Origin of the sequence: Symbiopectobacterium sp., assembly GCF_047692315.1 — a bacterium.
Taxonomy (GTDB): Bacteria; Pseudomonadota; Gammaproteobacteria; order Enterobacterales; family Enterobacteriaceae; genus Symbiopectobacterium.
Window position 1 is genome coordinate 190,535 of the sequence record NZ_JBLLJS010000021.1, and the last position, 10,056, is coordinate 200,590.

Below are 10,056 nucleotides of genomic sequence, written 5' to 3' on the forward strand. Positions count from 1 at the left end.
ATGAGTTTCGTTAAGTTCGAGAATGTCAGTCTGGCGTACAACAACAGCGAACAGCTGGCCATAAAGGATATTAATTTCAGTATCAATGAAAATGAGTTCGTGGCGCTGGTAGGACCTTCCGGCTGTGGTAAATTGACATTCATGAAGTTGACCTCGGGGCTTCTCTCGCCGAGCGAGGGCTACGTTTTCGTCAACAAACGCGAAGTGGTGGGGCCGCAGAAATGCGTCGGCATGGCGTTTCAGGCCTCTAACTTGCTGCCTTGGCGTACCACGCTACAAAACGTCATGCTGCCGATGGAGATTGTGGAGCCTTACCGCTCTACGCTGCGTAAAAAAGGGCGAGAGTATAAAAAGAGCAGGCGCGAGCCTTGCTTAAGCGCGTTGGGCTGGAAGGGTATGAAGACAAATTCCCGTGGGAATTGTCCGGCGGCATGCAGCAGCGTGCCTCTATTTGTCGCGCGCTTATCCACAAACCGCGCTTGCTGATGCTGGATGAACCGTTCGGTGCACTGGATGCGTTCACCCGTGAAGAGCTGTGGTGCATGTTGCGCGATCTGTGGCAGGAAGCGCCTTTCACGGTAGTGCTGGTAACGCACGATCTGCGTGAAGCGGTGTTCCTGGCGGATACCGTATACGTGATGAGTGCACGACCGGGCCGGATTATCGCGCGTCGGGAGATAGACCTTCCTCGCCCGCGCGATCTTCAGGTGACCTACACAGATTTTTTCTCGCTATGTGTTCGAACTACGCGAGCACATCTCTTCACAACATCATGCATAACGGAGGCCTGTCGTGATATCTCGTCATTTGTTAATCAAGATAGCCCCCTGGGCACTGTTGGTTCTGCTTGGCGTTCTGTGGCAGGTGATCGTAGTGGGGCTGGATGTGCCGACCTACCTGTTCCCGTCATTAAGCGATGTGTTCCGCTCGTTGGTCGCGGACTGGCGTCCCATCGCCGCTCACTCGCTACAAACGCTCTACACCACGCTGGCGGGCTTTGTGCTGGCGGTTGTGGTCGGGTTGGTCTTGGGCGTTGCTGTCGGTGCCTCCGCGCTGGTTTACAAAGCGGTCTATCCGCTGCTGGTGGGTTTTAACTCGATTCCTAAAGTGGCCTTTGTGCCTGTACTGGTGGTGTGGTTCGGCATCGGCACGATCCCGGCCATTGCCACCGCATTTCTCATCTCTTTTTTCCCGGTAGTCGTCAACGTAGCGACCGGGCTCGCTACGGTAGAGCCTGAAATGGAAGACGTGCTGCGTTCGCTGGGTGCGTCCCGTCTCGACATTCTGAAAAAGGTGGGGTTACCCCCGATCACTGCCTTACTTCTTTGCCTCGTTAAAAGTGGCGATCACGCTGGCGTTTGTCGGATCGGTGATTTCGGAAACCTTGGCCTCCAACCTGGGCATTGGCTATCTGATGATGTCGGCGAGCTCCAACATGAATATGGCGTTGGTGTTTGCGGGGTTGATCGTTATCGGCGCAATGGGGGTGGTGATGTATGAAATCTTCGCCTTTATCGAAAAGCGGATGACGCACTGGGCGCATCGTTGATGCCGCTTGGCAGAAATATAAAAAAGGTTATGTCATGACAAGCGAGTTACGCATTAACGGCGAACGCCTGATGGCGTCGCTGTATGAACTGGGCGCGATAGGGGCATTGCCGCAGGGCGATGTATGTCGGCTGGCGCTCAGCGATGAAGACCGGCAGGGGCGCGATTGGGCCGTGGCGCGCATGCAGGCATTAGGGTTGAACATTACGGTAGACGCCATCGGTAATACCGTTGGCGTCTACCCCGGATTAACCGATATGCCGCCTGTGATGATGGGTTCGCATATCGATACCGTGGCAACAGGCGGGCTGTATGACGGTAACTACGGCGTACTCTCCGGGCTGGAAGTGATTGCCACATTGAAAGACGCGGGTATGCGACTGCGTCGTCCCGTTGCTGTGGCGTTTTTCACCAACGAGGAAGGTTCGCGCTTTCAACCCGACATGATGGGCAGCCTGGTGTATCAGGGCGGGCTGGCGCTGGAAATCGCGCTGGCAACACGCGGTATCGATGGAGTCTCCGTAGGCGATGCGTTGCGGCAAATCGGTTATGACGGCCCGGCTCCGGTAGGTAACAACCGTGTGGACAGCTATTTTGAGCTGCACATCGAGCAAGGGCCTGTGCTTGATGAGGAAGGGCTGGCCATTGGGGTGGTGGAAGGCGTGCGGGGTATTTCCTGGACCGAATTCCACTTGCAAGGTGTTTCGAACCATGCGGGCACCACGCCGATGCGCTTACGCCACGATGTCGGTTACGTGGCAGCTCGGATCGGCGTATTTGCCCGTCAACTGGCGCAAGAACTGGGTGGCGATCAAGTCGCAACCGTCGGGCACCAGGTGTTCATGCCTAATCTGGTCAACGTGATCCCCGATACCGTGACGTTGACGGTGGATTTACGCAAATACCGACGCTGAGGCATTGCGTCTGGCTGAACAGCGCCTATGGGCGTTTGCCGAACAGGTTGCGCAAGAAGAAGGGATAACCGTGTCATGCAAAATGCTGGCGCGTTTTGAGCCGATCACCCGCGTAGAAGACGCGCTAAAGGAGGATGCCCGACTGATTCACCCAGGCAGTGCCAGCAATGTGATCAATCACCACCATACCATCAAAGGGGATATTGACGCGGGGTTCGCGGCCTCCAGCCATATTTTCGAACGTGAATATGAGGTGGGCTATCAGGAGCACGCCTACATTGAACCGGAGTCGATCATTGCCTGGATCGATGATAACGAACAGATCATGACGCTGTCAGGGTTGGTACAGAATGCTCACCGCGTGCGAGGTTTTGTGGCGAAATACCTCGGTCTGCCGCAAGCGCGCGTCAACATCAAACGCGCGGTGGTTGGCGGCTCGTTTGGCGGTAAAGATGACATTATCGACCATCTGGCTTGCCGTGCGACGCTATTGTGTCACTTAACCGGTAGGCCGGTCAAGTTTACCTACAACCGTGAACAATCGATGCGGGAGAGCTATAAACGCCACCCGTACAAGATGAAATACAAAATCGGTCTGGATGACGATGCACGTATTCAAGCCATCAAGATTGATGTGCTGGCGGATGGCGGCAGCTACGCTGGGCAAACGCCGTTTGTCACCTGGCGCAGTTCGGTGCAGGCGGAGGAGCCGTACCTCATTCCTAACGTGTGAGTCGATGTCACGGGTGTGTACACCAATAACAACTACACCTCGGCGTTTCGCGGTTTTGGTGCGCCGCAAGTGATTCTGGCGAATGAGTCGCTGATGGATGAAGTGTCTGCTGCTCTTGGCTTGTCACCGCTTGAACTGTGTCAGCGTAATATCCTGCAACAAGGGGATACCAGCATGGCGGGGCAGGTGTTCAGCGAACACACGGTATCTGCCGAGGAAGTGCTGGCGAAAGCGGCTAACAGCGTCGAGTTTATGGCAAAACGCGAACGCTATCAGCAATTGAATGCGCAGGGCGGGCCCATCAAATACGGCATCGGTCTGGCGTTAAGCCACCGCGGATGTTCGCTCGGTGCGGATGGCAGCGTCAATATCTCTACGGCGGTTTCTGAGAATGGTCAAGGGCTGCAAACGACGATGTCGATGATTGCGGCGGAAGCCTTCGGTCTGCCACTCTCATGGATAACGTTCACCGATCCGGCGACGGCGATGATTTCTGATGGTGGCTCGACAGTCGCCTCTCGCGGCACGCTGATGGGCGGGCAAGCGGTGCTCAATGCCGCCAACAAGATAAAACAGCGCATGGCGGATGCCGTCGCTGCACCGTTAGGCGCAAGCGGTGTTGATGAACTGATGTGGCGTGATGGCAAAGTGTTTAACCGTGCCGATCTGACGCGCTGCATGGATTTCGGTCAGGTGGTGATGCTCACCAAGGCTACCGGTGCCAATCTCTCTGCGTATGGCTGGCATGTCGCACCCTCCATTCACTGGGATGAAGAAAAAGGCTGCGGCAGCCCCTATTTCACCTGGGTGTACGGTTGTCAGGTGGCGGATGTTGCGGTGGATACCCGTACCGGAAAAATCACACTGCTGGATATCACGGCGGTACACGACGTGGGCAAGGTGGTGAACCGCGTTGGTTTTGAAGGGCAGGTATACGGCGGCGTGGTGCAAGGGATGATTGGCTACGGCATGCTGGAAGATTTTAATATCGAAAATGGGGAAGTGAAATCGGAGAATTTCGACACCTACCAACTGCCGACGATTCGCGACATACCCAACATTAAGGATTCAAGCGGTACACGGCGACTTTCGCTGGCAGTACGCAACTCCACCTCAGCACTATAGACCATCAGAGGCGGCACGGAATCCGCACAAGGCGCGGCATTGACGATATTGCCCCCAACGGTCGCCCGGTTGCGCAGTTGCAGCGATCCTACCGTGCGACACGCTGTCACCAGTAGCGGGTAATTGCGCGTCAACCGTTCATCGCTAACCAGATCGGTAAAGCAGGTGCCGGCACCGATACAGAGGGCGTCACCTTCAGTACTGATACCACGTAATTCGCGCAAGCCGGAAATATTCACCAGACGCACCGGTGTGGTTTTCAAACGCGCCTGCACCAGCACATCGATGCCGCCGGCCAGCGCCTGGGCGCCTGGTTGCGCCAACAGCGTCAGCGCCTGATCCAGGCTGGCGGGCTGGCTAACCTCAAGGGTATTGAGACGCAGAACCTGCTTGTGTTCACCGTCATGGGCTTGAACTTCACTCTGGCGCGCCGGTTTTTTCAGGTTGTAGCCCAGCCGTACTTGTTCCAGCGTCAGCGGCAGCGTGCGATTCCAGCGACCAATGGCGAAACTGACCGCATTGTTGAGCGCTGCGCCGCCCAGTTCCAACACAGGCTCACCAATCACCTTGGCACCGTAAGGTCCCGCTTTATCGTGGTTTTCCACCGCAATCACGTTTATTACCGGAGGCTATCGCACACAACTGCAAACAGGCGAATTATTAATCCGCATTATCCTGCCGCCGCCTCCGATGGGCGTGCTGCACCCTTTTTATCTGCAACTGGGGCGGCGTACCGCAGTGAATATCACGCGCCAAAGCCTCACTGCGCTGTTTCGGTTGGATGCGTACGGGAATATCGAACTGTGTCGGTTGGTCGATGGTGCCGTGTTTGGAAAGCCACAGCGGTTGACGGCAGTAGAGCACGCACTGCTCGGCCACTCGCCTACACCGGCTGTTATTGATAATGCAGCGGCGGTATTGGAAACCATGGTCACTGACTCTATTGGTGGTCGTTGGTCGGCGCCTTACAAAATCCCGGTTTATCTCGACATGTTCCGTCAGGTGATGACGGAGCTGGCGCAGCAGGAGTAACACATGATTGATGTAGAAATGAAGATTAACGGCATTCGGGTGCGAGCCAATGTGAATGACAATACTCGCCTGCTGGATTACCTGCGTGAAGATCGTCGGTTGACCGGCACTAAAGAAGGGTGTTCCGTCGGTGAGTGCGGTGCCTGCTCAGTCATCATGAACGGGCGTGCGGTGTGTTCTTGTCTGTTGCTGTTGGCACAGTGTGATGGCGCTGAAATCACCACGGTGGAGGCGCTGTATCAGGATCCTGTCGGCGTAAAATTGCAAAATGCCTTTATTCGTCACGGCGGTGTGTAGTGCGGTTTTTGTACGCTCGGCGTGTTGATCAGCGCTAAAGCATTGCTGGATACCAACCCTCGGCCAAATGATGAAGGGATTCGCGAGGCGCTGGAAGGTAACCTGTGCCGTTGCACCGGCTATCAGCCGATTATCACCTCGATCAAAGCGGTGTTGGCACAGTGACGCTTCTGGAGCAGGCAGCATGAATGAGAAAGTCTGTCTGATGCTGGCGGCCGGGCTCTCCAGCCGCATGGGGCAGTGGAAAATGATGCTGCCCTGGGGGGAGGGAACGGTGCTCGACAGCGCGCTGGCGGCGGCGCTCTCCTTCTGCGATCGCGTGGTGCTGGCGGCTGATAATGAGACGTCGATGAAAACGCTTATTGCCTGTCACGGCTAACGGCGGGTGCCGGTGTCGGATGGCGCGATTCATTGGGATATGGATACGCCGGAACAGTACCAGCAACTGCTCCTGCGTCGTTAGTTATCAGATCGGGCTAATGAATATCGCTTAGCCCGTATTTTTTGATTTTGCGATACAGCGTAGCCACGCTGATATCCAGCTCTTGCGCCAGTTGTGCTTTGCTCACACCGCGACGTAACGCTTCGATAATGCGCTGGTGTTCCAACTGTTTCAGGCTAGGGGGCACGGCACGCGTTGTCGCCTCATTGGCCGGTGCTGTTTCAACCTTAGGTGACACGGTCGTCGTGGCGCTATGAAAGTGCGGCGGCAACAGCGTCGGGTCAATCACCTCGCCGTCGGGCACGACATTCACCAGATACTCCACCAGATTGCTCAATTCACGCACATTGCCCGGCCAGCGGTAATGACGCAGCAAGGCCATCACCTCCCGGCTAACGCCAGGGTAAGTGCTGCCAATACGGCGCGTGTGCAGATTGAGAAAATGGTGCACCAGCAGTTCGATATCCGCCGTGCGCTCGCGCAACGGCGGATATCGACCGGTATCACCTTTAGGCGGTAGTAGAGATCCTCACGAAAGTTTCCCTCTTCGATCGCGCGCGTCAAATTTTGGTGGGTTGCAGAAATAATGCGGATATCCACCGCCACCGGCTTGCTGGCTCCCAGTGGCATCACTTCGCGCGTTTCTAACACACGCAGCAGCTTGGCCTGCAACGTCAATGGCATATCGCCAATCTCATCGAGGAACAACGTGCCAAGATGGGCTGACTGAATAAACCCCGCCTTGCCATTGGGGGCGGCGCCGGTGAACGCGCCTTTGACATAGCCGAACAGTTCACTCTCCAGCAGATGCTCAGGAATCGCCGCACAGTTGATGGCAATAAAAGGGTGCGTGCTGCGCTGCCCCACCTGATGAATGGAGCGCGCCAGTACCTCTTTACCGCTGCTGCTCTCGCCGGTGATCATGATGCTGGATGGGCTATCGGCAAAACGAGCGATGTGCTGTTTAAGCGCCTGTACCGCAGGTGCGTTACCGATAAACTGGCCGATACGGGGTTCGCTACCCGCCTCATTGATCGGAGACGGGCGTTCGGATTGGTGAAAAGCAAACAGGAACAACTGCCGATTGTTACCGTTATGATGCTGTCCGATGACCACTTCTTGCTGGGCGGCAAAGGAGATCACATGCTGTGTATTGCCGTTGGCGAAATCTTTACTGGCAACCAACGGACGGATTGTGACCGGCGTTTTGGCAAGGGTTTCCCACCGGGTGTTGAGCAGCGTCAGCGCATTCTGATTGGCAAACGTGATGATGCTATGTTCATCAAGCACCAGAATACCCTGATCCATGCTGTTGATTAGCGTAGTGAACAGCACATCCATGCCATCATTAGGTTAGCTATCAGCAGCGAGGAGATATGCCGAACGTAATCGGAAAATACGGTGATATTTTCCTGTAATCGCTGCTGCTGTTCTGCATTGACTGCCGCAAGGCTGATTACACCCAGACAGCGCTCACCATGCATCACCGGCAGGCCGAGAAAAGCCAGCTCGCCGCAGTTGCCGTACTGACCACAACCCTGGCAAATCGGATCGTGCTGCGAATGAATGACCGCTTTCTCTTGCTTGTTATCAATGACGTATTGCAGCAGGCGGGTGTTATCCGATGGATGGCCGATGCGGGTACGATACGGGCCACTTCCTGCCACGCGCAGCAACCGGTTATCAACGATCTCCACTTCCAGCCGCAATACCTGACTGAGCATTTGGGTGAAATGCCGAATGGTGGGCTGGATGTGCATCAGCGACAGGGTCTGGCTCGTCATGGGCTACGCTCTTGTATCGGGTAAAGCGCCTCGCGGCAGTTTCTCATTTTGAGAAACTGCATCACCTGTTCACCTATCGCAATGCGACAGTCTGGCCTGATGGCATCCGTTAATGCAGAAAATAGTGGGAAACGGCACCGCAGCAGTCACGCCACGCGGCGCGAACACGCATTTTTTTCCTGTTTTTGATTATTCGACATTGCGGTTGGTGCTGCAACTACAAACTGGCACAGCTATTGAAACGTGGATATGGAATAGCTATGGGTGAATAATTCTATCAATATCAGGATGCTAACATGTCAACGTTTTCACTACGGATGCAGATTGCCGGTAATGCTCACTTTACGCTGCACGGAGCTGAACTGTTCAGCCGGGAACAGGCGCGCAACTTTCATCAGCGGATGCCGGGTAATAGCCCTACACCGCTGCACTCGCTGGAGGCGTTCGCGGCTGAATTGGGCGTAGGGCAGGTGCTGGTGAAAGATGAATCTCAACGTTTCGGTCTCAACGCCTTCAAAATTCTCGGCGGTGCCTATGCCATTGCCCATTGCGTGTGTGAAAAATACCATTTCTCCCTGGAGGATTTTTCGTTTGAGCAAGGCCGTGCTGCACTGCCGAACAGCATTACCTTCGCCACCACCACTGATGGAAATCACGGACGAGGGGTCGCTTGGGCGGCCAAAGCGTTAGGGCAACAGGCCGTGGTCTATATGCCAAAGGGCGCTTCTGCGGAACGTGTCGCACACATCACCCGTCTGGGGGCTGAGTGCATCGTCACTGACATGAACTATGACGATACCGTACGCCTGACCATGCAAATTGCACGGGAAAAGGGATGGGAAGTGGTACAGGACACCGCCTGGCCGGGTTACGAAAAAATCCCCGCCTGGATAATGCAAGGTTATGCGACGCTGGCGGTAGAAGCGGTAGAGTAGATTGCCGAGAACGACTGGCCGACACCAACGCACGTTTTTCTTCAGGCTGGCGTGGGCGCGATGGCGGCGGGTGTGCTGGATTATCTGGTGAATTGCTATGGCGCAGATAAATTGCATGCAGTGATCGTGGAGCCCGATCGCGCTGACTGTTTGTTCCGCTCAGCGCAAAAAGGGGAGATCGTCGCAGTAGGCGGTGAGATGGATACCATGATGGTAGGGTTGGCCTGCGGTGAACCCAATCCGTTGGGGTGGCCGCGCCTGCGTGATTGTTCCCTCCAGTTTATCTCCTGTGAAGACAGAGTAACGGAGCTCGGTATGCGGGTGCTGGGCAATCCGCTGGGGCAGGATGCGCGCATTGTTTCCGGCGAATCGGGTACTGTCGGCATGGGCGTGCTCGCAGCGATACTGCATCACCCGGAACGAGAGGCGCTGCTGGCACAACTGGGCTCCTCCTGCGTGTTGGTGGTCAGCTCTGAAGGTGATACCGACAGCCAACACTATCGGGAAGTGGTGTGGGAAGGCCGTCCATTGATGAGCTAACCGTCCTCAACCTGAAGCTGGAGAATCCTATGCAGCGCTTACTCAAAGGCGGCACGTTGATCGATCATCAGGGGCAGTATGATGAGGATCTGCTGATCGAACAGGGGCGGATCGTGCAGCGTGGGCACAATATCGCCCTCACTCCCGAGATGGAGGTGATTGATACGACTGGGTATCAGGTGATGCCCGGCGGAATTGATGTACACACCCATTTCAATATTGATGTCGGCATTGGCCGCAGCTGCGATGATTTTTTTTCCGGCACCCGCGCGGCGGCGTGCGGCGGCACTACCACTATTGTCGATCACATGGGCTTTGGTCCTGCGGGATGCAACCTGCATCATCAACTGGGCCGCTATCACGCTTATGCTGATGGGCACGCGGTGATCGACTACAGCTTTCACGGCGTGGTACAGCACGTCGACGCGGCGATTCTGGATGAAATGGCTTCGATGGTGGAGCAAGAAGGGATCAGCAGTTTCAAACTCTACCTGACTTACCAGTACAAACTGGATGACACGGCGGTGTTGCAGGCGTTGCAGCTGCTGCGTCAGGTGGGGGCGCCCCGAGGTAGCACAGGCATTGATCGCAGCGGCTGACACCCAGCAAGCAAACCCCTTACGTTATCGATTATGAACACCAGACCCTGCGTGCGGCTAAAAATGGTAAACCCGCCCCAGCTTCCGGCTGGTTTAAAAAACTGGAG

Annotated in this window: 4 protein-coding genes and 9 pseudogenes; 11 read left to right on the plus strand and 2 right to left on the minus strand. The window is 55.7% G+C overall.

The features are described from left to right. The 5 genes and pseudogenes from ACMZI0_RS11860 to ACMZI0_RS11880 all read left to right on the plus strand — a co-directional run. Positions 1-1,094: pseudogene (locus ACMZI0_RS11860) on the plus strand (ABC transporter ATP-binding protein). Continuing rightward, a pseudogene (locus ACMZI0_RS11865) lies at positions 1,012-1,239 on the plus strand (ABC transporter permease); the annotation flags it as partial. The pseudogenes ACMZI0_RS11860 and ACMZI0_RS11865, both read left to right, overlap by 83 nt. Positions 1,240-1,339: 100 nt before the next feature. Further along, positions 1,340-1,549, plus strand: a complete 210-nt coding sequence (locus tag ACMZI0_RS11870) for a hypothetical protein (RefSeq protein ID WP_415673109.1) — start codon at positions 1,340-1,342, stop codon at positions 1,547-1,549. Positions 1,550-1,583: 34 nt separating this feature from the next. Continuing rightward, positions 1,584-2,568, plus strand: a pseudogene (locus tag ACMZI0_RS11875) (hydantoinase/carbamoylase family amidase); the annotation flags it as partial. Next, positions 2,557-4,257, plus strand: a pseudogene (locus ACMZI0_RS11880) (xanthine dehydrogenase family protein molybdopterin-binding subunit); the annotation flags it as partial. The pseudogenes ACMZI0_RS11875 and ACMZI0_RS11880, both read left to right, overlap by 12 nt. Here ACMZI0_RS11880 and ACMZI0_RS11885 read toward each other — a convergent pair. After that, a complete protein-coding gene (locus ACMZI0_RS11885) occupies positions 4,221-4,934 on the minus strand; it encodes an FAD binding domain-containing protein (protein ID WP_415673110.1) in 714 nt (237 codons plus the stop codon). The pseudogene ACMZI0_RS11880 and the gene ACMZI0_RS11885 sit on opposite strands and share 37 nt — an antisense overlap. Positions 4,935-5,010: 76 nt before the next feature. Between ACMZI0_RS11885 and ACMZI0_RS11890 the strand changes: the two genes are divergently transcribed. The 3 genes and pseudogenes from ACMZI0_RS11890 (at position 5,011) to ACMZI0_RS11900 (ending at position 6,028) form a co-directional block, all read left to right on the plus strand. Continuing rightward, positions 5,011-5,352 (plus strand): hypothetical protein, encoded by a 342-nt coding sequence (locus ACMZI0_RS11890; protein WP_415673111.1) that lies wholly within the window; start codon positions 5,011-5,013, stop codon positions 5,350-5,352. Between the two features lie 3 nt (positions 5,353-5,355). Continuing rightward, a pseudogene (locus ACMZI0_RS11895) lies at positions 5,356-5,814 on the plus strand ((2Fe-2S)-binding protein). A gap of 19 nt (positions 5,815-5,833) precedes the next feature. After that, positions 5,834-6,028 carry an NTP transferase domain-containing protein gene (locus tag ACMZI0_RS11900; protein WP_415673112.1) on the plus strand — a complete coding sequence of 65 codons (195 nt, stop codon included), beginning with the start codon at positions 5,834-5,836 and terminating at the stop codon, positions 6,026-6,028. A 97-nt stretch (positions 6,029-6,125) separates the two neighbouring features. Here ACMZI0_RS11900 and ACMZI0_RS11905 read toward each other — a convergent pair. Beyond that, a pseudogene (locus tag ACMZI0_RS11905) lies at positions 6,126-7,875 on the minus strand (sigma 54-interacting transcriptional regulator). A gap of 296 nt (positions 7,876-8,171) precedes the next feature. Here ACMZI0_RS11905 and dpaL point away from each other — a divergent pair. The 3 pseudogenes from dpaL to ACMZI0_RS11920 all read left to right on the plus strand — a co-directional run. Next, positions 8,172-9,350 (plus strand): annotated as a pseudogene (dpaL, locus tag ACMZI0_RS11910) (diaminopropionate ammonia-lyase). A gap of 29 nt (positions 9,351-9,379) precedes the next feature. Next, a pseudogene (locus tag ACMZI0_RS11915) lies at positions 9,380-9,913 on the plus strand (dihydropyrimidinase); the annotation flags it as partial. A 41-nt stretch (positions 9,914-9,954) separates the two neighbouring features. Then, a pseudogene (locus tag ACMZI0_RS11920) lies at positions 9,955-10,056 on the plus strand (phage protease); the annotation flags it as partial.

Excerpts from the sequence above, each read along its gene's own strand:
- ACMZI0_RS11890 (WP_415673111.1), top strand. The coding sequence starts at position 5,011 with ATGGGCGTGCTGCACCCTTTTTATCTGCAACTGGGGCGGCGTACCGCA.
- ACMZI0_RS11900 (WP_415673112.1), top strand. The coding sequence starts at position 5,834 with ATGAATGAGAAAGTCTGTCTGATGCTGGCGGCCGGGCTCTCCAGCCGC.